Here is a 23717-nt window from a genome sequence, read left to right as displayed (position 1 = left end):
AATAAAAGCAAAACTTAAGAAAGGGCGATTAAACATTATAACGTTATATTGATTAGTTCGGGGAAATATGTTAATCTATTTTTGTAAGAGAATATCATGAATTCTCATATTCCATTGTAACCGTTTACGAATTTTACTTACAATCAATAGGACGTTCTTAAAAAGGATGAGGGAAATGACAAGTAGGTTAATACTGAAAAATGTAAGGATGTTAGATGGTAACGGAGCAGATATCATCTTGGAAAATGGGGTGATTAAGGAAATCATTCTGCCAGGGACTGCAAGAGCAACTGGAGCTGAAATGATTGATTACGAGAATAAGGTTTTTGTTTCCAGCGGTTGGATTGATATGCATGTACATGCCTTTCCTGAATTAGACCCTTATGGTGATAATGTTGATGAGATTGGTTGTAAAACAGGTGTAACAACGATCGTTGATGCAGGAAGTACTGGGGCAGATAGGATATCTGATTTGGTTAACAGTTGTGAAAAATCCAAAACGAATGTTTTCGCCTTTCTGAATATTTCGCGGATTGGCTTGAAAAGGATCGATGAGTTATCGAATACTTCATGGCTTGATGAAACGGAATTAAAAAAGGCCATTTCACAGTATGGTAATTTTATCGTCGGACTTAAAGCGAGAATAAGTAAAAGCGTGGTCGGTCCCAATGGTATCGAACCATTAAAAATCGCTCGGAAATTCTCTGCTGATACTGGATTGCCTTTAATGGTCCATATCGGTTCAGGGCCGCCTGATATTAGAGAGGTCCTTAATTTACTAGAGCAAGAAGATATTATTACGCACTATTTAAATGGTAAAGCCAATAATTTATTTGATGAAAAAGGAGAGCCCCTACCTGAATTTAATAAAGCGATTGAACGGGGGGTTCATCTGGATGTTGGTCATGGAACAGCAAGTTTTTCTTTTCCAACTGCAGAAATGGCGAAAAAGAGCGATATTCGCTTCAATACGATCAGTACAGATATATATCGGGGAAATCGTTTAAATGGACCTGTGTATAGTATGGCAAATGTGCTTACTAAATTCTTGTATCTTGGATACCCCTTAAAAGAGGTAATAGATGCAGTTACGGTCAATGCAGCAGTGTGGCTGCATAAGCCAGAGCTAGGAAGGATTTCAGTTGGGGATATAGGGAATCTGACTCTATTTTCAATTGAGGATGAGTCTACCCTACTGCAGGATTCCGAAGGCGAAAAAAGGATGGCGCAAAAAAGAGTGGTCGTAAAAGGAGTGGTTATTAATGGAGAGTTCAATGAATGCTAAATATGGTTTGAAAAGAGTCATTAATGCTAGCGGAAGAATGAGTATACTTGGTGTATCTGCTCCAACTGACACAGTGATGGATGCGATGAAAACAGGTGGACAAAATTATGTTGAAATCTCTGAATTAGTCGATAAGTCAGGACAGCATATAGCGAATTTACTTCAATCTGAAGCAGCGGTCGTCGTAAACTCAGCTTCCAGCGGAATCGCCCTTTCAGTGGCGGCAATCGTCACTGAAGGAGACAGAAGGAAAAGTGAAAGACTTCATCAAGACCACATTCAAAAGAATGAAGTCATCATGCTGAAAGGACATAATGTTCAGTATGGAGCGCCGGTCGAAACGATGATATACCTTGGTGGCGGAAAATTGGTTGAAGTGGGATATGCAAACGAAGGCAAGGCAGAGCATATTGCCGACGCCATTAATGAAAATACGTCCGCGATCTTATACGTGAAATCCCATCATGCCGTTCAGAAGAATATGATTTCGATAGAAGAAGCATGGGAAGTGGCGAAAACTTACAATATTCCTTTGATTGTCGATGCTGCGGCGGAGGAAGACTTGAAGAAATATGTACAAGTCTCCGATTTAGCCATTTACAGTGGTTCAAAGGCGATTGAAGGGCCAACATCGGGTATTGTTGCTGGGAAACAAAAATATATCGAGTGGCTGAAGGTACAATTGCACTGTAGCGGCCGGAGTATGAAAGTTGGTAAAGAAACAACCTTTGGGTTGCTTCAGGCATTGGATGAGTATTTTCTCAAAGCGGACAATAGCGGACAAGAAAAAGCTAGTTTACAAGTTCTTGCATCACTAGAATCCATTGATGGCGTAAAAGTAACGATTGTTCAAGATGAGGCAGGTAGAGCCATCTTTAGAGCTCGTATCTCCATAGATCCTTTGATTACGGAAACAACGGCAAAGGAAGTGAACGAGCAGCTGAAAAATGGAAATATTGCCATTTACACGCGTGATTATGGTGTACGTCAAGGCTTTTTCGATATCGATCCGCGTCCATTGCAAGGTGATGACATTCATGTCATTGAAGCGCAGTTAAGAACCATTTTAGGAGGGAATCAAGGATGACTAACATAAACGCACGCTTTTTGAATGATCGAGTGGCGCTTAATGTACTTGCCGATAGTGTAGAAAATGCAGTGGAGGTATTCAACGCAGCGGAAGGCCATGTCTTGGTGGGGGTGCTTTCCAAGGATTATCCAACCGTTGAAGCGGGAGTGGCTGCAATGCAGGAGTATGGCGATGCCATAGATGGGGCCGTTTCAATCGGCCTTGGCGCTGGTGATAATAGGCAGGCGGCAGTTGTTGCAGAAATTGCAAAATTTTATCCTGGCAGCCATATTAATCAGGTTTTCCCGAGTGTAGGAGCGACAAGGGCGAATTTGGGCGAAAAGGATAGTTGGATAAATTCGTTGGTTTCTCCAACTGGCAAAGTAGGCTATGTGAATATTTCCACCGGCCCTGTTAGTGCAGGTGCAAGTGAAACTGCCATTGTACCGATCAAAGCGGCCATTGCCTTGGTCCGGGATATGGGAGGTAATGCATTGAAATACTTCCCGATGAAGGGCCTGAAGCATGAAGAGGAGTACCGTGCAGTTGCCAAAGCTTGCGGTGAAGAGGGCTTTGCTTTAGAACCGACTGGTGGAATCGACTTGGAGAATTTCGAAACCATTCTGGAAATAGCTTTGGAAGCGAAAGTGCCTAAAATCATTCCCCATGTTTATTCTTCCATCATTGATCAAGAAACCGGCAAAACGAATGAGGAGGATGTAAGGAAATTATTGGCCATGACAAAAAAATTGGTTGAAAAACATGCGTAAACGGATCGTGGCATTCGGGGAAGTGATGATGCGCTTGCAGGTACCGGGACATGCCCTATTATCACAAGCCAACACGCTGCAATACTCCTTTTCAGGCACTGGGGTAAACGTTGCTTCTGCGATGACCAAACTTGGGCATGATGGGTTTCTAGTGACAAAATTACCGGATAATCCCCTTGGGGATTCTGCGGTGGTTTCCTTGCAGCACTTAGGCATTGAACGGGACTTCATTTCCAGAGGCGGTAAGTATTTGGGGATGTACTTTCTGGAAAACGGCTTTGGGCAACGTGCAAGCCGGGTCACCTACTCAAATCGCCTCGAAAGCAGTTTCAATACTGCTTCGCTATCCGATTATGATTTGGGACTGATTGCAGAAAAGGCAGATATCATTCATTTTTGCGGGATCACACTTGCCATGGCGGATAATGTACGGGAAAGCATGAAGGTGCTGGCGAGAAAAGTAAAAGAAAAAGGCGGTACGGTCTGTTTCGATTGCAATTACCGCCCTTCCTTATGGGAGGGAGGGTATGCAGTGGCCAAGCCTCATTATGAAGAAATGCTTTCTTTGGCGGATATTGTCATGATGAATGAAAAAGACGCCATGTATATTTTAGGGATGAAGTCCAAATCCCCACATCGGGATGGACAGCTTAGGGAGTTGGTGCCTGAAGTGGCCAAAAAATACAATATCCAGTCAATAGCGGGGACACATCGTTCAATCAATAGTGATAATACCCATACTTTACGTGGATACCTGTACAAGGAGCAAACATTTCACTTTTCAGATAACCTATCATTTTCGGTTTATGATAGAATAGGTTCAGGCGATGCATATACGAGCGGAATCCTCCATGGAGAATTGACAGGCTTTTCCCCGGAAAAGACAGTTCTGTTTGCAGCTGTTTCAGGAATGCTGGCGTGTACGGTCGTTGGTGATACTCCTTTGGCAACTGAAATGGAGATCCTATCAGCCATGGAAGGTAAAATGGAAGATATAATGAGATAAAAGGCAGGAGATGCGGGATGAGAGTGAACAGGAAAAATGGACCTATGTATTTACAAATTAAAGAAATATTGAAGGATCGTATTTTACATGGTGTTTATGCCATTGACACGAACATCCCCTCCGAGCCTCTGCTGGAAGAAGAATTTAAGGTAAGTAAGGTTACTGTCCGCAATGCGATTAAAGAACTTGTGCAAGAGGGATATGTCGAAAAGAAAAGCGGAAAGGGCACTAGAGTCATAGCGAATGGTTCGATTGTGAAGCTTTCCAAAGGTAAGCGTTTCACGGAATTATTGGTGGAGGAAGGGCATTTCATTTTCAAAAAAATGTTGAACATCAGTCATGTTGAACTTCCTTCTGATTCTAACCTGCATTCTTTATTCGGCGATCATTGCATAAACATTGAACGAATCTATTTGTTGGACAATGAGCCTTATATTTACTTTACGCATTACGTTTCCCTGGATTTGGACCAAGATGAGTTGGACGAGGTCCAAATCAATTCCTTGTACCGTTTTTTAGAGGATCATAACGTCCAACTTGAAACTTTCAGGGACGAATTTGGTGTTACCATCCCACCGGACCATATATGTGAAGCACTGAAAATCGAACCCAATAGTGCTGTTCTAAAAAGGATTCGGATTTCAAGTGACGGGGACGGAAAGGTCATGGAATATAGTGAAGGATTTTACAACACGGCGAAACAGAATTATATCGTTACATATAATGAGCCGGTACAATAATTCGTTTTTTGATTTATTGTATCGCTTTGAATGTAAGCGATTTCTTAAGGGCGGGTAGAGCATATGGAGCTATATTTATTAGGAATTACGCTGATAGCGATCGTCATTGTTATTTTGGGGGTATCATGGTGGAAATGGCATGCATTCATAAGTTTGACTGTAGCCAGTTTATTTTTAGCTGTTTTTTCCGGTCTTCCTATGGACAAGATTGTAGGCGCTTACGAAACGGGCGTCGGTGCAGTCCTGGGACATCTTATAGGCATTTTGGCTTTAGGGACGATTCTAGGGAAGATGATGTCCGACTCAGGAGCTGGCATGCAGGTAGCCGACTTCTTCATACATAAATTTGGTGTGAAGAATTTGCCATGGGCGATGCTGTTGTCAGGCTTCATCATCGGGATACCGGTATTTTTCGAAGTGGGCTTGGTCATATTGCTCCCTTTGGTCATTTCCATACGGAAATCGACTAAAGTGAATATACTATTAATCGGAATTCCAGTCCTTGCTGGTTTATCGATCGTACATGGGCTTGTACCCCCGCATCCGGGTGCCATGACGGCAATCGGGATTTATAATGCTAATATGGGGCACGTACTTCTTTACTCATTGATCATAGCATTCCCGACAGCTGTACTTGCCGGCCCTTTGTTTGCGAAATGGATTCAAAAACGGGTAGTTCCAGTTGGGGAACCGGAATTGATCCGGGTGGAAACGAAGGCAAATGCCTTGCCTGGCACAGGAGTTTCGTTCTTTATCATCCTCTTGCCTGTATTGCTTATGGTCTTGACGGTGTTGGCTCCTTATCTGCCAATACCGGCTTCCATTGAAAAATTCTTGTTGTTTATCGGAAGTCCGGTCATTGCCCTATTAATCTCTTGTTTTGCAGCTTACTATTTCTTGGGCTTTAGGCAGGGAATGGATAAATCGCTCATAAAAAAATTAACGGAAGAATGCCTATTGCCTTTGGCTTCCATTATTTTAATAATTGGAGCGGGGGGCGGCTTCAAGCAGATCTTAATCGATAGTGGCGTGGGAACCGCCATTGCATCCATGTCTGAACAAATATCATTATCACCAATCGTGCTTGCATTTCTAGTGGCTGGATTGATCCGGATTGCCACAGGCTCTGCAACGGTCGCTTTGACCACAGCAGCAGGAATCGTTTCACCAGTCGTTGCCAATATGACGGGTGTCAATTTGGAATTACTCGTCATTGCCACGGGCGCAGGTTCACTTATGTTTTCCCATGTCAATGATGCAGGCTTCTGGTTGGTCAAGGAATATATGGGGTTAACCGTAAAAGAAACGTTCAAAACATGGACAGTCATGGAAACCTTACTTTCCTTTGTGGCTTTCGGTCTTGTATTGATCTTGGATCTATTTGTTTAGGTAACATGAGGGGCAAATGTAGTGGATAGATAACAATTCTTTACCCCCCGTGATGTGTCAAGGGGTGACATATCACCGGGGGTTTTCATTTTGTATTAAGGATCCAAAGGCTAAGTGAAGGAAACGAATGAATATCGCCGGCTAGGATGACATAGGAGATTGGAATAAAATTCTTTCCGAACTTTCTTCGTTTCACCCAGAGGTTGTTGGGTTTGCTCCTCTAAGGTATAAATCCTGACAGAGACTTCGATATTGTAAGATAGACAGCTTACCGTTGACATATTCATTTTGAATATAGTCTAACAATTCATTGGCATGATTGGGCTTCCGGCGTTTTTCCTGAATGTAATGGAGAATTAAAACTTCTATAGTCACACACTCACCTTACTTGACAAGTATTTTTTTCATTAACAATATAACACGGTAATTCAAGTAATTATCATTTTTTGAATATTTTAACTATCGACATTTTTATACAAACATAAGAGCGGTTAAATTCGAACTTTGCCGATAGAAGCCATGGCAGTTGAAAAATAAGCATTTACCAGTAGTTATTAAGGATTTGCACTGAGATTGCTTCTTCCTCCTCTCCAAGTTATTGACCGTTTCATTTCACTGCAGTCACCCGCCGATTAGGGGCAGTCCGCCCTCGGATCCCGGCGCTTCTTTTTGAATCCACTTTGTAATAGGTTGATGGGAAATGATTTTGCATATGTAAGAGTGAGAGGATGAGGGAATTGGAGTCCTTTATCGTTCGTAAGGAAACATTGCCTTGAAGAAGAAATACATAAGGAAGGATATAAAGGTTTCGGAATGAGATCATCCCGAAACCTTTTTGTTTATGAACGGCAATCATTGAGATGTAAGGGGTAATAACTAAATGAACTTCATGCCTGGACTTTTTGAACGGAAAATGGCGCTCCCTGAAGTTCGGCTGCCTCTCTCTTAATGGAGAATATATAAGCGGCCAGGCCTAAGAGGGCTGCAAAAATCAGCATGGCAATCGATGTACTGAAGTCCCCGCCGGAAAGATCGCGCAGCCAGCCCATGATATAACTGGAGAAGCCGCCCATGATATTGGTGAATCCAAGCAAGCCAGCGGCACGCCCGGCCGTTTCTGGCGTTGAATATTTAACCATGAGCATATTGCTCAGATGGAACACTCCGCCTTGGGCACCCATTGCCAGTCCCATGCATAGCCCTGCCAGAATTGGATTTCCAATGAAGACGGCCACTGTCAAAAAGATAGCCGTCATCGCAAATAGAAGCGAGGCCATCAAGCTGGGACGCCGCGTCTTGTCTGCAAGAAATCCGCATGCCAGGACAAAACCAAGCGCAAATAACCAGGAAAGGGAAGTGATGCTCGACATTCCTTCCTTTTCGAAGCCTTTTGCTTCTATAAGATAAGTAGGAAGCCAAATGCTTATTCCGAAAAACAGGAATGAACAGACAAGCATGCCGAACCAGACGATCCAGAAGCGATGATCTTTAGCAAAATTTTTGGCCTCGGATCGTTCGCCGTTCTTGTCTTCCTCATCCGGCTGGCGAATGAAAGCCAATTCTTCCTTACTTAACCGGGGGTGCTCCTCCGGGGTATTTCTCGTCATGAAGATGAACATCGGGATATTGATGAATAAGTTGAATGCTGCGAGCATGAAGAAAGCAGCTTGCCAGTGAAGTAAAGAAATAACAAGCACCAATAAAATTGCCCCTATCGCTGGCCCTAAATAGTTGCCAGTAAGCCAGGAGGACTGGGCCCTTCCTAATTCACGTTTATGGAACCAGTTGGAAATGAATTTCCCCGATACGGGAATCATCATGCCTTCCCCGAATCCGAGTATGATCCTGCTAATCAGGAACACTTCATACGAATTGGCAAGGCCTGACGTGATCATGGTAAGTGTCCATATGAATAAACCGGCAATGGCGGTTTTTCGGGCCCCCAGTTTATCGATGATGAATCCCCAAAAAAGGTTTGAAACTCCATAGGCAATCGTGAATACGAAAGAAAGAAGACCGATTTTTGCATTTTTATCATCACCTGTCATACCGAGTGCATTCAAGAATTCTGGATCTGTTTGAATGATGGAAATGCCAACCTTATCTATTTGTCCGAAAAACCAAAAGAAGAAAATTGGAACGGCAATGTACAACCATCTTTTTTTCCCATTTAACACAACACCATCTCCTTGTCGATTTTAGCATGACTTAAAACACTTACCATCAATAATAAGTGAATGTCGGATCTTGGTTTGGATTGTCCCCCTTATCCGCCGCATCCCGCCTTTCTTTAATGAAACTAAAGGTGACTTTCCTGGGTGATGTTTCGTAAGCAAAACAACGTTTCACTTTCTTAACGATAAAATAAATAGAATTGATTGTCAATTTAATATTTTGATAATTTTATATTTTTAGAAAATTAATTCCAACCTGTCAGTGAGAATGACAGTAAAAAACATCTAATCAAGCCGGGAAAAAGAGGGATAAGCAAAATGATTGGGAAAATGCAATTGGCAATGCTGAAGATTTTGGCTCTCACTTACTTAAGAGGTTTCCGCTTTTAGAAACCCGCTTCTCTAACGAATTATGAAATTTTACGTTTGTTTTTATTTTTAAAGTTAGATATATTTGGAAGGTGATAAATCTTGAGCAAGCAAGGCTTTGGTCATTGCAAAATGCCGAAGGGGCTGAATCACCCAAATAGTTTTATATCCGTAAATATGCTTTAATTAACAAATAAGCAATTAATCTATTCATTCGTGATAATAAAAGGATGGGGAGGTTTAAGGATGTCTATCATGCACTTGGAAAAACACTCGATTCACTATCTGGAATCGGGAGATGGAAAGGCGCTCGTCATTTTGCATGGTTTAGGAAACAATTCACAGTCATGGAAGCAACAGCTCGGTCAGTTGAAGGAAGATTTCAGGGTAATTGCCTGGGATGCGCCAGGTTACGGTGAAAGTTCTGATCCAGAGGAAGAATTTCAGGATTTTTCGCAGTTTGCGGATGTGTTGAAGGAATTTCTTGAGAGTCTTGGTTTGCCATCGGTATACCTGCTCGGCCATTCGATGGGATCGGCCATTGCGCTCGATTTTACAAGCAGGTTTCCGAAGATGGTTGAGGCGCTGATTATAGCGGATGCGACGCGGGGAGCGGCGGGGGTAAGCCCTGAAGAAAATAAACGGAAACTTCAGAATAGATTATATTCGATTAATACGTTAAGGCCGGAAGAACTTGCGAGGAAAAGAGTGAAGGCGCTCTTATCGCCAAATGCTTCTTCCGGGGTAGTGAAGGAAGCGGAACGGATCATGTCGCAAGTACGCCCAGCTGGATACCGGTCCGTATCGTACGCTTTATCGAATGTAAACCAAATGGAATTGCTTTCATCCATATCCGTTCCGACCTTGGTCATTTGTGGTGAATTGGATCTGGTTACGCCTGTTAGTGAATCAAAGGTTTTTCATGAGTTGATTCCCGATTCCGAATTGGCCATCGTCCCGAATACCGGCCATTTATGCTATCAGGAAGATCCGGTAACCTTTAATGCAATTGTTACCGATTTTTTGAAGCGGCACTAGGCAGACCATACATAATAAATGACTTGCAGATTGTGGTTTTATTGGGAAAACGAGAAATGAGATGAATATACAACTGGAGGAATACGCGAATGGTAAGCGAAGAAAAAGAAAAAGAGAAATATAGTGCTAATTCATTGGTTAGAGGGCTGGAGATCATAAAGCTATTCAATGAATCACAGCCGAATTTGTCTCTTTCGGAAATTGCAAAACAACTGGGTGTGAGCAGAACGGTTCCATACCGGTTATTATTTACGTTACAAAATATTGGCTACCTATCACAGGACGAACATACAAAACGGTATAGTTTAACTCCAAAAGTGCTGGAATTGGGATTCAGTTATTTGAATAGCCTTAAATTCCAGGAAATCGTCCAACCATATATGGAGGCACTACGTGATGAAATAGGAGCCTCCTGCCATCTTTCCATTTTGGATGGACAGGAAGTCGTTTATGTTGGCAGTGCTCCGATCAGAGGCGTTTCCGCTGTCAATGTGAACATCGGCTTGCGGCTGCCTGCACATGCGGTGGCGAATGGGAAATTACTTTTGGCTTATCAACCGAAAGAAATGCTTATGCAAATGATCAAAATATCGAACCTCACACCTTATACGGACAAAACACTTACTACTCCTGGGGAATTCATGAAGCAACTGGAGTCGATTCGCCAAAATGGTTACTCGATGACAAGCGGGGAATTCCACCCCGGCATCCGTTCTGTAGCTGCACCTATTTTTGATAGGAATGGTAAGGTACTGGCTGCCTTGAATGTCGTGGCGACAGAATCGGCTTATCAGGCAGACTTCATCGATAAAATCGCCCTGCCGAAACTGCTGGAAATTTCCCGGCAGTTATCCGTGTACATGGGATATAGTGGAGCAAAGCCATTTCAACATGAAGATGTCTGAAGAGATGTATACGATCAAAAATGTATCAACCATTATAAAAATGTGGATTCCTAAAACTTGGGTGTCCACATTTTTTTTGTGTGGAAAAAAGACAGATTATGTCCTAGTAAGCAAAAAAAATGCCAATCGCGCAGGGAATATAAATGTTTTAAATATTCTAAAAATTAATTGACAATGAATGGGATTCGTTTTAGTATTAATTTATAAATGAAACATTGTTTTGCTAATGAAACACAAACGCATAAAAGGAGGATTTTAAAATGACAAAAGAGATTTTTTCAGTGAAGGATTTCGAAAAAAAATATGTTGCAAGGCTGAAGGACCGGACGCTAGATTGGAACGTCCTGAAGTTCCAGGAAGAAATCGATCCAGCATATAAGCGTGCACAGATGAGATATATCGGACGTGGTGCCACTGCGAATAATGACACAAATGTCATTGCAGGTGAACACTTCACTCTCAGTACGATGGTGCTTCCACCGGGTTGCATCGGGCCTTTGCACCTTCACGATGATGTTGAAGAAGTATTCTTCATCCTTGAGGGGGAAGTTACGGCCTTGATCCAGGAAGATAGTTACAGTGAAGTGCATGAGATTAAGTTAAATGCCAGAGATTGCATAAGCAGTCCTCCAGGAGTTTATCGGGGAATCAGGAATGACGGGGATGTTGAGGCTCGGATGCTTGTCATGCTTGGGGCGGTGAAGCCTAACCTGCCGACATACCCTGAGGGAAGCGAGCTTGAGGAACTTCGGAAACAACGCTCGAAAGAAAGAGAGGCCATCATTAAAGACTGATCATTTACACGAAAAGGGCACCTGCATTATGTAAATTAATCGGGCGCCCTTTTCGATTATCTTGTTATGTGTGGTCCATGCATTCTGTTAAAAAAGCAATCTATTTTTATGGGAGGGAGAAAAAGATGCTTGGAATTACTCATTTACGCCATATTGGCATGATCACGCCGAACTTTGATGAACAAGCAGCGTTTTATGAAAAGGTTTGGGGCTTGGACAGGGTGCCGGCCCCTGAAGAGAAAACCGTTTATTTCCGTGGTGCTGGCCCAGAACATCATATTTTAAGTCTTCATAAGGGAGAAAAGCGTGGCCTGCACCACATTTCATTCGGGATGGTTGATAAAAATGCCGTGGATCGGGCAGCGGAAATTTTACAATCGAAGGGTGTTCGAATCATCGATCAACCGGGATATTTGGATGAAGCGGGTGCAGGTTATGGCTTACGCTTCGTTGATCCGGAAAACCGGGTGATCGAGCTTTCAGCTTGGGTCGAGGTTCAAACCTCGATTTGGAACAAGAAGAATGTGGATCCAGTGAAACTGAATCATGTTGTCATGAACACGAGGGATTTGGATATGATTGTAAAGTTTTATACGGAAATCCTAGGTTTTAAAGTTACCGATTGGAGCGAGCATCAAATGTCTTTTCTAAGGTGCAACAGGAAGCATCATTCCATTGCTTTCAATCAAGAAGGCCATGCTTCCGTAAATCATATTGCCTATGAGGTTGATTCCGTGGATGAGCTGATGCGTGGAATTAGCAATGTTCGGAAAGCCGGACTTTCCGAGCTTTGGGGGCCTGGCCGTCACGGACCCGGTGACAATATTTTCTGTTACTTTCAGGACCCGGGCGGTTTTGTCATGGAGTATACATGCTACCTGGAAACGATTGAGGATGAGGCGGAATGGCGAGCTCGAGTTTGGAAACGTGTCCCGCATTTAATGGATCAATGGGGCATTGCAGGTCCGCCGAAACCTGAAGCGCGCAAGGCGATGGGCGGAGAACCTGATTTGGGCTGGGTGGATGCTTCCACAAGTGAATCAATCATGTCGGAAAAATGAGAGGGATTTTTAATATCCTCCCGTATCCTTAAGGCACAAGACGATTAGGGCAGGGCAATATCTAAAGAAGAGGGTTTCGAAAAGGAGTGACAAGATGGATTTGGGCTTGCAAGGAAAAGTGGCTGTCATCATGGGCGGCACATCGGGCGTTGGTTTGAAAACAGCAGAAATGTTTTTAGCTGAAGGCGCGAAGGTGGCTATATGCGGCAGAAGCAAGGAGCGTATGGATGATGCTCAACGTCATTTGTGCTCACTAGCTGATGAAGAAGATATTTTTGCATCAATTTGTGATGTCACCTCAAGAGCGGAAGTGGATTCCTTCATTGATGGAACGGCAAAAAGGTTCGGCGGGATCGATATATTGGTGAATGCCGCCGGTCAAAGCGTGATGGGTCATTTTTTTGACATAACGGATGAACAGTGGGATGAACAGATTCAATTAAAGTTTTTTGCAATCATATATGCCGTTCGCGCCTCGCACCCGCACCTTGTCAAAAGAGGTGGAGGACGGATCATCAATATTAATGCAACGCTAGCCAAAGAACCGGAGCGTCACATGGTGGCGACTGCAGCGGCAAGGGCTGGTCTCTTGAATTTAAGCAAAACGCTGTCCCAGGAACTGGCCTTTGACAATATATTGGTGAATTCTGTAAGCCTCGGATTGATTCGGACCGATCAGTGGGAGCGGAGAAGAATGAAAAATGCACCGCATATGGGTGCGGACGAGTATTACAAAGATCTTGCGAATAAGAGGAATATTCCGCTCGGACGTGTAGGTGAAGCGGAGGAAGTCGCCAGTGTCATCGTTTTCCTTGCTTCGGAAAAAGCAAGTTATGTGGCGGGTTCAACGATTGAAACGGCAGGAGCGATTGGAAAGGCACTTTAAATATGACTGAAAAGGTAGGATAACGAGATGAATATAATAGAAGAACTGGAGTTTACGACATCCGATTCCATCGTAAAGGAGCTGGTTCATGCAGGTGTTGAGGTAGCCTTTGGTATCGTCAGCATTCACAATATGCCGATTTATGATGCGATTCTTAGAGATGGAACGATTAAGCTCATTTGTTCACGCGGAGAGAGCGGAGCGGTCAACATGGCCGATGGATATGCTCGTGCCACGGGGAAATTGGGCGTCGTGATTACCAGTACAGGTACAGGAGCTGGAAATGCCGCGGGTTCATTGGTGGAGGCATGGGCGGCTGGGGTACCGCTTCTTCACCTTACGGGCGAGGTCGCTTCCGCCTATCTTGGAACAGGCAAAGGATACATACATGAGTGCAAGGACCAGCTAGCCATGATGGGCGGTGCCTGCAAAAATGCAGTAAGGCTTAGGAACCCCTCCCAAGCTGCAGCAGTCGTAAGGCAGGCAATAACCGAAGCATTGACGGCTCCAGCCGGACCGGTTACATTGGAAATCCCCATCGATTACCAATCGGCCATCATCGATGATCTTTCAGCCGATAAGCTTCAGGCTTCAGAGTTAGAAACGAAAACGGCAGCCATTATTCCTGAACGGGTTGTGGAACAAATCGCAAAAGCACGGCGGCCGGTGATATGGGCCGGAGGCGGGGTCATAAGCGCCAACGCTTCGCAAGAACTGCAAAAATTAGCCGAGCTTTTGGGCGCAGCAGTCATAACCAGTCAATCGGGAAAAGGTTCGATCCCTGAAAACCATGAACAGTGCATAGGGCATTTTGCTGCCTATGAACAAACGAAAGAGTTTTTGAGGAATGCCGATCTATTGATCAGCGTAGGCGTAAGATTCAGGGGAAATGAAACCTCCAACTGGAAGGTGCCGGTCCCCAAAGCGCATATAGCGATTGATGCAGATTGGCAGGCAATCAACCGAAACTATAAAGCTACGCTAGGTTTGGTTGGTGATGCAAAAGATATGCTGGCAGCAATCATTCCTAGGCTTGAGGAGAAATCAATGCACCCGGCTCCTTCTTATTTACAAGAAGTCCGTTCTCTTCGTGATGAAGTGCGCGCTCAGCTCCGTCTCACCCTTGGCCCTTATGAGCAATTTGTCGTCGGGATGAGGGAAATATTGCCTCAAGACACCATTTTGGTCCGTGATGTAACGGTTCAGGCAAACGTGTGGGGCAGCCGGCTGTTTGAAATCCATGAACCGAGGACATCCATTCATGCATCAGGGGGCGGAATCGGTCAAGGGCTTCCAACGGCGATTGGGGCACAAATGGGCTGTCAAGATAAAACCGTCGTTCTCATGGCAGGAGACGGGGGGATCATGGTCAATATCGGGGAAATGGTTACGGCAGCGGAAGAAAATTTGCCAATCATCATCGTATTGTTTGATGACTCTGGTTATGGAGTACTTCGCAATATTCAATCTGCTGCTTATGGTAGACAGGTAGCTGTGGATTTATTGAGCCCTGATTTTGTGCAACTGGCTGAAGCGATGCATTTTGCTGCGGTTCGAATCGGCTCAGGAGATGAATTCGTATCCGAATTGAAAAAAGCGAAAGAAAGACGCAAGCCGTCCATGATCGTCGTTGATATGGAAGCCGTGGGGCCAATGGCCAAGCCTTTTGGCGGTCCTCCTGGAGCTGCCGAAGCCTTTAAACCAAAAAAATTATGATGGGGGACCTAAGAATGATTTCGACATACCCATTTGTATCAGGTAAATGCCTAATTGCTGGAGAATGGATAGAACAGGGGGAAAAAGTGGGGGTATTCAATCCTGCAAACACTTCTGAAGTTGTAGGGCAAGTGGCAAAATGCTCTGGGGAAACCGTGAATGAAGCAATTGAAGTGGCAGAAAAGGCCTTTGATACATGGTCACGCTCGGATGTGAGCGACCGGGCTGACCGGATGAATGCTGCTGCAATTGAATTGGAAAAAATTATCGAGGAAAATGTTACAATGTTTGTACGGGAAAATGGCAAAACACTTGTTGAAGCTAAAAAAGACTTGGTGCGGTGTGTGGAAGTCATGAGGGGCTGTGCAGCAGAGCTGCTGGATTGGTGGAAGCCAGCAGAGCTTGCAGGTAAACAAAAAGTCCAAATCAGAAGAAGAGCGAGAGGGGTCACGGCCATTATCACGCCGTGGAATTCCCCGATGATATTAACCTTCAAACGGGTGATACCTGCTGTTTTGGCAGGCAATGCCGTTATCGTGAAACCTGCCACGAATTGCCCGCTGACGATCATGTCCTGCTTAAAGGTCGTGGCTGAACATTTTCCCCCGGGAGTCATCAATATAGTGACGGGTTCTGGAAAAGTGATTGGGGATTTGGTTTGTTCCGATTCCCGTGTCCGGACAGTGGCATTCGTAGGGAGTACAGAAACCGGAAAGGAAATCATGAAGAAATCGGCGGGGAAGCTGCAGAACGTATATATGGAACTCGGAGGCAATGATCCGGCTTTAATCATGGAAGATGCCAATTTGGATGAAGCGGCGATCCAACGTTTGAGAATGGGGATTTTACGGGCTTCCGGCCAAGTATGTTCTGCGGTTAAGCGAGTGTATGTCCATTCATCACGACATGATGAGGTTGTTGAAAAGCTAACCAAAGAGTTTAGCAGGATGGTGGTCGGTGATGGCATTCAGCCTGACGTAACGATGGGACCGTTGAATAACAAGGCACAATTCGATTTCGTGCAAGGCTTGATCGAGCGTACGGCCAATGCAGGCGGAAACATCATCACGACTGGCATTCAACTCAACCCGGAAACGTGGGATGCTGGCTACTATATGCTCCCGTCGCTGGTAACAGGCGTCAATCAGCAGAGCGAATTGGTACGGGTCGAGCAATTCGGACCGATCATCCCCATCATCCCCTTCCATGAAGAGGAAGAAGCCATAAGGCTTGCGAATGACAGTGAGTTTGGCCTGCGTGCATCCGTTTGGACTGAGAACGTGGAAGTAGCCATTAAATTGGCAGATCGCCTGGAAGCTGGAGCGGTCTTTCATAACAATCATACCGTTTTCAGTGATTTGGCCCTTGATTTCCCTGGCTTAAAAGAAAGCGGTGTCTCCCGGGAAACAAAACATTGCGGACTTGAATTCTTTGCAGACTCTTACGGGTTTGCTGATTGAGGAAGGATGAAATGACATGAGATTGGGTTTAATTGGATGTGGTAATATCGGGAAATTTCTGCTTCAAGCAATTAATGCAAACGGACTTCTTCCCGGCAGCAAAATCGTGGCAATCTATGCACGCCGTGAAGAAATCGCTGCCCAACTATCTGATGAATTCAAGGCAAAGGCGTGTGGGGATGTCGATGCGATCCTGAAATCGGATGTCGATTTAATCATTGAAGCAGCGACGGTTGAAGCTGCGAAGGAATACGGATTGAATGTGCTGAAAAGCGGCAAGGATCTTTTGCTAAGCAGTATAGGGGCGATGGCTGATCCTGATTTTGCCGAAAACGCGAACAAGCTTTGCCAAATGAATAACGTTCAGCTTTACCTTCCGTCAGGTGCGATCGGAGGTCTTGATATCCTTAAATCGGCAAATGCCATGAATGGACTTGAAACCGTCTCCATCACCACGAGAAAACCGCCAAGCGCGTTGCCGGCATGTTCATCATTGGCAAACGAAACAGTGTTATTTGTTGGGTCTGCAGCAGAGGCCATCAAGCAGTTTCCGAGAAATATCAATGTTGCGATCGTTTTGTCTTTGGCCGGACTTGGATCAGAGCATACGAAAGTGAAAATCATTGCCGATCCCACTGTGGTGAAAAACATTCATTTGATTGAAGCGACCGGCTCGTTCGGGAAACTGAAGCTTGAAGTGGAAAACGAACCGTTGCCCAATAATCCGAAAACGAGTTATCTTGCGGCACTAAGTGTATTGGCAACGCTGCAAAACAACGGAAAATGCGTTCAAATCGGATAATGCAAAATGGACTGAAAGCCTATCGAAGGGAGAGAAAAAGGATGATTAAAACGGATAAACCATTGGAAGAAATGTCCAAGAGGCAAGTAGTAGACCATCTATACGATACGGTCAAACCAGAGGAAGGAGTTATACCTGCCTATCTCCTTGGCGATCCAAAGGTGTATGAAATCGAACACGAAAAAGTGTTTTTGAAAACCTGGGTTTTTGTCGGCCATGAATCTGAAGTTCCTAACAAAGGAGACTTCATGACCCGTGAACTTGCTGGTTACTCACTGATCATCACTCGTGATGGTGAAGGGGAAATACGGGCATTTTATAATATGTGCACGCACCGTGGAATGAAGCTTTGCCGTGCTGATAAAGGGAACAAGTCGATGTTCACATGTCCTTATCATGGATTTAATTTCAAGAACACAGGTGAGCTTGTGGGGGTTCCGCTGCAAAAGGACATTTACGGCGGGACGCTTGACCGCACAACGATGGGTCTGCACAAAGTCAAACTTGAATCCTACAAGGGCCTTTTGTTCGGGACCTGGAATGAGGATGCTGAGCCGCTTGAAGATTTTCTCGGGGATATCAGATGGTATTTGGATATCCTTGTCGGCCGGGCAGAAATGGAAGTGATCGGAGTCCCTCAACGATTTGTCGTGAGTTCCAATTGGAAGGTGGGTTCCGATAATTTCGTTGGTGATTCCTATCATACGATGGTTACACACGGTTCAATAGCAAAACTGGGGATGGTGCCGAGTGCAACTTATTCGAAGCGCGGTTTCCAAATCCATACCGAAAATGGACATGGCCTTAACTTGGGAACGCCCAATCCGGAATTTGCATTCCCTGAAGAATTGAAGGCAGAATTTAAAAGTAATTTGTCTGTAGAACAATACGGAGTATTATCGAACTTGAAAAACATGATTGGAAACGTTTTCCCGAACCTGTCTTTTTTAATTTCCCATACAAAAATCAAAGACCAGTTCATCTCAAACACCTCTGTCCGAATGTGGCGGCCGATCGGTCACAATAAGATGGAAGTGATCGCTTGGATGCTCGTTGAAAAAAACGCCTCACAAGATTGGAAGGACCGTTCAAGGGATTCCTTTATCCTGACGTTCAGCCCCTCCGGTATTTTTGAACAAGATGATACGGAGGTGTTTACGGATATTACGGAAGCCGCCCAAGGCCCGATGCCTTTCCTTAAGAATCTTACTTATAACTATACAATGGGCCTTCACCGGGAACCTGTTGAATTCGTAGGACCCGGGGTTGCTTATGATGATAAATTCACGGAAGCGAGCCAGCGGAATTTCTACAAATACTGGCTGGAATTGATGACGAAATGATAAGAGGGAGGGGGAAGGGAAATGAACATGGAAGAAATGCTGGTTAAGTGCCAATTTGAGCAATGGTTATATGATGAAGCACAATTGCTGGATGATATAGAATTTGATCATTGGTTCGACCTTATGCACCGCAGCCTTCGCTATCAAATGCCTGTACGTATCAACAAGGAAGGAGTGGAACGTCCGGATTATTCCACTGACATGTTCACATTCAATGATGACATCGAGCTGTTGAAACTGCGTGTGGATCGCTTGAAAACGGATTATGCCTGGGCTGAGATACCGCCATCGAGAACACGGCGTTTTGTCTCCAATGTGCGTGTAAAAGACTATGTAGAAGGTGAAAAAGCTGTCGTGAAAAGCTATCTGCTCATCTATCGCAGCCGCAGCACCGATATTAAACATGATTTGATTTCTGGGGAACGCAACGATGAATTCATCTTCGAAGAAGGTAAATGGAAGCTTTCCGAGCGGATTTTCATTGTTGACCAAACAACGATAAATACCAGGAATCTTGCAATTTTCATATAACTGATTGGAGGGGGCTTCATAATGGCAATGACGTTAAAGGATAAAGTGGTGCTGATTACCGGGGGCAATTCGGGCATAGGCGAAGCTGTCACGCGACGATTCATACAAGAAGGGGCAAAGGTCAGCATCATTGGACGCTCCGTGGAAACGCTGAAGAAAATGAAAGAGGAATTTGGGGAAGACATTCTCATCAACCAAGGAGATGTAAGTAAATACGATGACAATGAAAAAGCGGTGCAAGCCACCGTCGAGCAATTTGGCAAGCTTGATGTTTTCATTGCGAATGCAGGTGTCTTCGATGGGTTTGCGAAATTTGCGGATGTCACTCCGGATGCATTGGCGGAAGCTTATGATTTTTTGCTTGATATAAATGTCAAAGGCTCTTTCTTCGGAGCGAAGGCTGCACTTGCGGAACTGCAAAAAACGAATGGCAACATCATCTTCACCGTTTCTGGTGCAAGCTTCTATCCTGATGGCGGCGGTGTTTGGTACACAGCAAGCAAGCACGCCCAAATCGGTTTGATGCGCCAGCTTGCATTCGAACTCGCTCCGAATATCCGGGTAAATGCAGTGGCCCCTGGTGGCACACTGACAGCATTGTCGGTCATTCCGCCACTGCGTCCATTCGTGAAAATCGTTGACAATGATACGAAAGCCAGCAGCATTAAAAAAAGAAACCCGCTTCAGCTGGCCCAGATGCCCGAAGATCATGTAGCAGCTTATGTCCTCCTGGCATCGGACGAAGCGCGAGCGATTACTGGTGAGGTCATTTCCAGTGATGGTGGATTGTCAGTTCGTGGACTAGGCTGAGTTCATGATCGAATAACGTTTAAGAGAAGGGCTATCAAAAGCCTGAAGCACGGCCCTTAATCCAGTTTGAATTGATCGAGTCCGACGAAACGGCCAGCACATGGAGTGAACATCTTGACACATTAGGAGAGGGAGTCCACCATATCGGTTTTGTCGTGGACGACATGGATGGGAAACTGGCGATGCTTGTGGAAATGGGGTATCCGGTAATCCGGTAATACAGAGAGAAAATTTTTTTAATGGAAAAGGCCGATATGCTTAATGTAACATCCACATACAAATGTTTATTGCATTACCGGAACGGTATGAAGGGCGAAGGGAATCCTGTATTCATAAAACCGTTCAGGACCGGGGCGGTTTGTACATACATAATGAAGAATAGCCAAACGTAAGGTGAAAGGTGTCATTCACCATTCACCGTTTACGTAATCAGCCTATAAAAGGCCATGGAAGGAATGCTCCTGCCATGGCCTTTTATAGAGTTAGGGAGAATGAAGGAATGATGCTACTAATCAATCGATCTCGTTTTCAAAGGCCATTTTCGTTTTAATTCCCTTATAAAGGTCTTCACATTCTTTTTATCTTCCATTATGGGAGAATAAACATAGGAAAGCGTCCTGTTAAAGGATTCATTCTTCAAGGGTATAGTGGAAAGGATTTTGGTTTGGACATCGCGCTCTATGACACTTCGGGAGAGGAGGGCAAGACCTCCTCCATGTTTGATTAATGTTTCCTTGATTCCTTGATTGCTGCTGATGGTAAGCATCGATTTAATTTTCAGGCCATTTGAACGTATCACATGGTTAAGGTATTCCCGCGTGCCGGATCCGACTTCCCTTGTTACCCATGCTTGGTCATGCAGGTCGGCAATTTCCACCTCAGTTTTGCATGCGAGTTCATGGTCGTTCGATGAAACGACGAATAACTCATCTTGCATAAAGGGGTGTACGGAGAGCTCTTTTTCATTGGTTTGACCTTCGATCAAACCAATATCGACTTTATATAACCGAACGGCCTTAACGATTTCTTCCGTGTTTCCAATGACAACTTGAAGCTCAAGTTCAGGATAATCCTTTTGAAGGTCAATGAGCAGTGAAGGCAATATGTATTCTCCAATCGTAAAACTTGCGCCAATTTTTAACTCTCCTTTGATCGACCTATCATGTTCCTGAATGTCTTGGATGGTCTGTTCATAGATGGTAATCATTTGTTTAGCACGTTCGTAGAGAATTTCGCCCGTTAAGGTGACTTTCAAAAATTTAGGTGAGCGGAGAAATAATTTCGTTTGGAACTCTTCTTCCAATTTCTTTACATGCAAACTAACACTTGGTTGTGACATAAGGAGAATTTCTGCAGTTTTTGTAAAATTCTTGACTTCCACAAGCGTCACAAAAGTTTTTAAAGCATCATAATACATCGGAATACTCCCTCTATTATTAATATTCTTAATAGTAGCAATAAATTATATATATTTTACTAATGATGAGCACTCAGGTAAAGTATTATGAAGAACTTATTTTAACAATAGTATAGGTAAAGCAAGCTATTTTCCTTTTTTACGTCAATTGTTCATTTGGCAGCAACCTATCGATTCCAGTTCCTCCATGTATGAACTGAACTTTCTAAATTTTTTTGCATTTAAAACCTACTTGATCGATAGGAGTAAGAGAGTTAAATCATTTCATGGAGTGAAAGAAAATAAGAATCTACTAAAATAAGTTTATATTCCTTTGTGAGGTGGAAATCGTGCAACTTCAGGTAAGTAACAGTCCTTTTAATCAGGAACAGGCAGAGCTTCTTAACAATCTCCTGCCTGGCTTGACAGTAAACCAAAAAGTTTGGCTGAGCGGTTATTTGGCTGCGTCTCTGTCAGTTTCCATTCCAGATACAGTCGCTGAAACGGTGATGGCAGCTCAAACCGATGCCCAGAAAATATCAAAAGAAGTTACCATCCTATTTGGTTCACAGACCGGCAATGCACAAGGGGTGGCCGAGAATGCCGCAAGAACGCTCAAGGGTAAAGACTTTCAAGTAACGGTTTCATCCATGAGTGACTATAAGGTGAATAATTTAAAAAAAGTCGAGAATCTTCTAATAATCGTTAGCACACATGGTGAGGGTGATCCGCCAGATAACACGATATCCTTCCACGAGTTCCTTCATGGCAGACGGGCATCAAGGCTTGATGATCTCCGCTTTTCTGTATTGGCGCTTGGTGACAGCTCGTATGAATTTTTTTGTGAAACGGGAAAACAATTCGATAAGCGATTGGAAGAGCTTGGCGGCACAAGGATACTTCCGCGGGTGGACTGCGATCTTGATTATGATGAGCCGGCTGCCGAATGGCTCGAAGGCGTCATTTCCAGTTTAAGCAAGGTTTCAGGCAATACTGTTGCACCCGTAATTGAACCGTTGGCACAAACGGCTGAAACTACATATTCGAGGACGAATCCGTTCAAGGCGGAGGTGCTGGAAAATATCAACTTGAATGGCCGAGGCTCCAATAAGGAGACGCGTCATGTCGAGTTGTCGCTTGAAGGCTCGGGAATTACATTTCAACCTGGCGACAGTCTTGGTATATATCCGCAGAATGATTCAGCTTTAGTGGATATGCTCCTTCATGAACTCGATTGGGATCCAGAAGAAATGGTGAAGGTCAACAAGCAGGGAGACCTCCAGCCGTTCAGGGAAGCTCTCATCTCCAACTTTGAAATAACCGTTTTAACTAAGTCACTGCTTGAGCAGGCGGCTGCGATTTCAGGTAGTGAGGAGTTAAAGGCGCTTGTATCACCTGAAAATGAAGCAAAACTTAAGGAATATCGCAAAGGCAGAGATTTGCTTGATGTTATCCGTGATTTTGGCTCATGGGGCGGGTCGGCGCAAGAATTCGTATCCATACTCAGAAAAATGCCAGCCCGCCTTTATTCCATTGCAAATAGCTTGTCAGCCTATCCGGATGAAGTGCATTTGACAATCGGAGCTGTCCGCTATGAAAGTCATGAGCGGGAAAGAAAGGGCGTTTGCTCCATTTTATGTGCCGAGCGATTACAGCCAGGAGATAAGCTGCCCGTATATATTCAGCATAATCAAAACTTCAAGCAGCCCGTTGATGGGAATACACCAATAATCATGATTGGACCGGGTACGGGCGTTGCCCCCTTCAGATCGTTCATTCAGGAGCGCGAAGAAACGGAAGCAAGCGGGAAAACATGGCTCTTTTTCGGTGATCAGCATTTCGTGACGGATTTCCTTTATCAGACGGAATGGCAAAAATGGTTGGAAACAGGAGCATTGACAAAGATGGATGTGGCTTTTTCGAGGGATACGGATGAAAAAGTGTATGTACAAAACCGGATGCTCGAGCATAGCGATGAATTATTTCGTTGGCTGCAGGAGGGTGCGGCGATATACATATGCGGCGATGAGAAAAACATGGCACATGACGTCCACCATACGTTGATTGAAATCATTGAAAAAGAAGGTCGGATGAGTCATGCCGATGCGCAGGCCTACCTGGATGACATGCAGCAGAATAAACGCTATCAACGTGATGTGTACTGAAACTATTG

Annotated in this window: 22 protein-coding genes; 19 read left to right on the top strand and 3 right to left on the bottom strand. The window is 44.3% G+C overall.

Features of this window, described 5'->3' with window-relative positions:
• Positions 1-175: 175 nt before the first annotated feature.
• The 6 genes from CVN76_RS17590 to CVN76_RS17565 all read left to right on the top strand — a co-directional run bounded on the left by CVN76_RS17590 (position 176) and on the right by CVN76_RS17565 (position 6259).
• Positions 176-1285 carry an amidohydrolase/deacetylase family metallohydrolase gene (locus CVN76_RS17590; RefSeq protein ID WP_100532342.1) on the top strand — a complete coding sequence of 370 codons (1110 nt, stop codon included), beginning with the start codon at positions 176-178 and terminating at the stop codon, positions 1283-1285.
• A complete protein-coding gene (locus CVN76_RS17585) occupies positions 1263-2372 on the top strand; it encodes a DgaE family pyridoxal phosphate-dependent ammonia lyase (protein ID WP_100532341.1) in 1110 nt (369 codons plus the stop codon). Before CVN76_RS17590 ends, CVN76_RS17585 begins: the two co-directional genes overlap by 23 nt.
• Positions 2369-3124, top strand: coding sequence for a 2-dehydro-3-deoxy-phosphogluconate aldolase (gene dagF / locus CVN76_RS17580; protein ID WP_100532340.1), 756 nt, complete (start codon positions 2369-2371; stop codon positions 3122-3124). The genes CVN76_RS17585 and dagF overlap by 4 nt, the downstream gene beginning before the upstream one ends.
• Positions 3117-4130 (top strand): sugar kinase, encoded by a 1014-nt coding sequence (locus CVN76_RS17575; RefSeq protein ID WP_100532339.1) that lies wholly within the window; start codon positions 3117-3119, stop codon positions 4128-4130. Before dagF ends, CVN76_RS17575 begins: the two co-directional genes overlap by 8 nt.
• Before the next feature lie 17 nt (positions 4131-4147).
• Positions 4148-4870: a GntR family transcriptional regulator gene (locus CVN76_RS17570; RefSeq protein ID WP_100532338.1), complete on the top strand. Its 723-nt coding sequence runs from the start codon at positions 4148-4150 to the stop codon at positions 4868-4870.
• A gap of 63 nt (positions 4871-4933) precedes the next feature.
• Positions 4934-6259 (top strand): GntT/GntP/DsdX family permease, encoded by a 1326-nt coding sequence (locus CVN76_RS17565; protein ID WP_100532337.1) that lies wholly within the window; start codon positions 4934-4936, stop codon positions 6257-6259.
• A 192-nt stretch (positions 6260-6451) separates the two neighbouring features.
• Here CVN76_RS17565 and yppF read toward each other — a convergent pair whose 3' ends face one another.
• Positions 6452-6634 carry a YppF family protein gene (gene yppF / locus CVN76_RS17560; protein ID WP_083232036.1) on the bottom strand — a complete coding sequence of 61 codons (183 nt, stop codon included), beginning with the start codon at positions 6632-6634 and terminating at the stop codon, positions 6452-6454.
• Between the two features lie 512 nt (positions 6635-7146).
• Positions 7147-8436, bottom strand: coding sequence for an MFS transporter (locus CVN76_RS17550; protein WP_100532335.1), 1290 nt, complete (start codon positions 8434-8436; stop codon positions 7147-7149).
• Positions 8437-9048: 612 nt separating this feature from the next.
• On the opposite strand from CVN76_RS17550, the gene CVN76_RS17545 reads away from it, so the two are divergent.
• From CVN76_RS17545 to CVN76_RS17485, 12 genes are all read left to right on the top strand, one after another.
• Complete coding sequence (locus tag CVN76_RS17545) at positions 9049-9840, top strand: alpha/beta fold hydrolase (protein WP_100532334.1); 792 nt, start codon at positions 9049-9051, stop codon at positions 9838-9840.
• Positions 9841-9929: 89 nt separating this feature from the next.
• Positions 9930-10745: an IclR family transcriptional regulator gene (locus tag CVN76_RS17540; RefSeq protein ID WP_100532333.1), complete on the top strand. Its 816-nt coding sequence runs from the start codon at positions 9930-9932 to the stop codon at positions 10743-10745.
• Between the two features lie 260 nt (positions 10746-11005).
• Positions 11006-11539 carry a cupin domain-containing protein gene (locus CVN76_RS17530; protein ID WP_100532331.1) on the top strand — a complete coding sequence of 178 codons (534 nt, stop codon included), beginning with the start codon at positions 11006-11008 and terminating at the stop codon, positions 11537-11539.
• A 125-nt stretch (positions 11540-11664) separates the two neighbouring features.
• Positions 11665-12600, top strand: coding sequence for a VOC family protein (locus tag CVN76_RS17525; RefSeq protein WP_100532330.1), 936 nt, complete (start codon positions 11665-11667; stop codon positions 12598-12600).
• A 94-nt stretch (positions 12601-12694) separates the two neighbouring features.
• On the top strand, positions 12695-13486 hold the full coding sequence (locus CVN76_RS17520) for an SDR family oxidoreductase (protein ID WP_100532329.1): 792 nt from the start codon (positions 12695-12697) through the stop codon (positions 13484-13486).
• Between the two features lie 27 nt (positions 13487-13513).
• Positions 13514-15202 (top strand): thiamine pyrophosphate-binding protein, encoded by a 1689-nt coding sequence (locus CVN76_RS17515; RefSeq protein WP_100532328.1) that lies wholly within the window; start codon positions 13514-13516, stop codon positions 15200-15202.
• A 14-nt stretch (positions 15203-15216) separates the two neighbouring features.
• Positions 15217-16662 (top strand): aldehyde dehydrogenase family protein, encoded by a 1446-nt coding sequence (locus CVN76_RS17510; RefSeq protein ID WP_100532327.1) that lies wholly within the window; start codon positions 15217-15219, stop codon positions 16660-16662.
• A gap of 16 nt (positions 16663-16678) precedes the next feature.
• Positions 16679-17464: an aspartate dehydrogenase gene (gene nadX, locus CVN76_RS17505; protein ID WP_100532326.1), complete on the top strand. Its 786-nt coding sequence runs from the start codon at positions 16679-16681 to the stop codon at positions 17462-17464.
• A gap of 41 nt (positions 17465-17505) precedes the next feature.
• Positions 17506-18807: an aromatic ring-hydroxylating oxygenase subunit alpha gene (locus CVN76_RS17500; protein WP_100532325.1), complete on the top strand. Its 1302-nt coding sequence runs from the start codon at positions 17506-17508 to the stop codon at positions 18805-18807.
• Between the two features lie 21 nt (positions 18808-18828).
• Complete coding sequence (locus tag CVN76_RS17495; RefSeq protein ID WP_100532324.1) at positions 18829-19338, top strand: aromatic-ring-hydroxylating dioxygenase subunit beta; 510 nt, start codon at positions 18829-18831, stop codon at positions 19336-19338.
• Positions 19339-19359: 21 nt separating this feature from the next.
• Positions 19360-20148, top strand: coding sequence for an SDR family NAD(P)-dependent oxidoreductase (locus CVN76_RS17490; RefSeq protein ID WP_100532323.1), 789 nt, complete (start codon positions 19360-19362; stop codon positions 20146-20148).
• A 71-nt stretch (positions 20149-20219) separates the two neighbouring features.
• Positions 20220-20366: a VOC family protein gene (locus tag CVN76_RS17485; RefSeq protein WP_232732311.1), complete on the top strand. Its 147-nt coding sequence runs from the start codon at positions 20220-20222 to the stop codon at positions 20364-20366.
• Positions 20367-20656: 290 nt separating this feature from the next.
• Here CVN76_RS17485 and CVN76_RS17480 read toward each other — a convergent pair whose 3' ends face one another.
• Positions 20657-21565, bottom strand: coding sequence for a LysR family transcriptional regulator (locus CVN76_RS17480; RefSeq protein WP_100532321.1), 909 nt, complete (start codon positions 21563-21565; stop codon positions 20657-20659).
• A gap of 329 nt (positions 21566-21894) precedes the next feature.
• Here CVN76_RS17480 and CVN76_RS17475 point away from each other — a divergent pair, with 329 nt between their 5' ends.
• A complete protein-coding gene (locus CVN76_RS17475; RefSeq protein ID WP_100532320.1) occupies positions 21895-23709 on the top strand; it encodes an assimilatory sulfite reductase (NADPH) flavoprotein subunit in 1815 nt (604 codons plus the stop codon).
• Positions 23710-23717: the final 8 nt, after the last annotated feature.

Source organism: Bacillus sp. mrc49, from assembly GCF_002803435.1.
The sequence above is the reverse complement of the archived record's forward strand: the minus strand, read 5'-3'. Positions and strand labels throughout refer to the sequence as shown.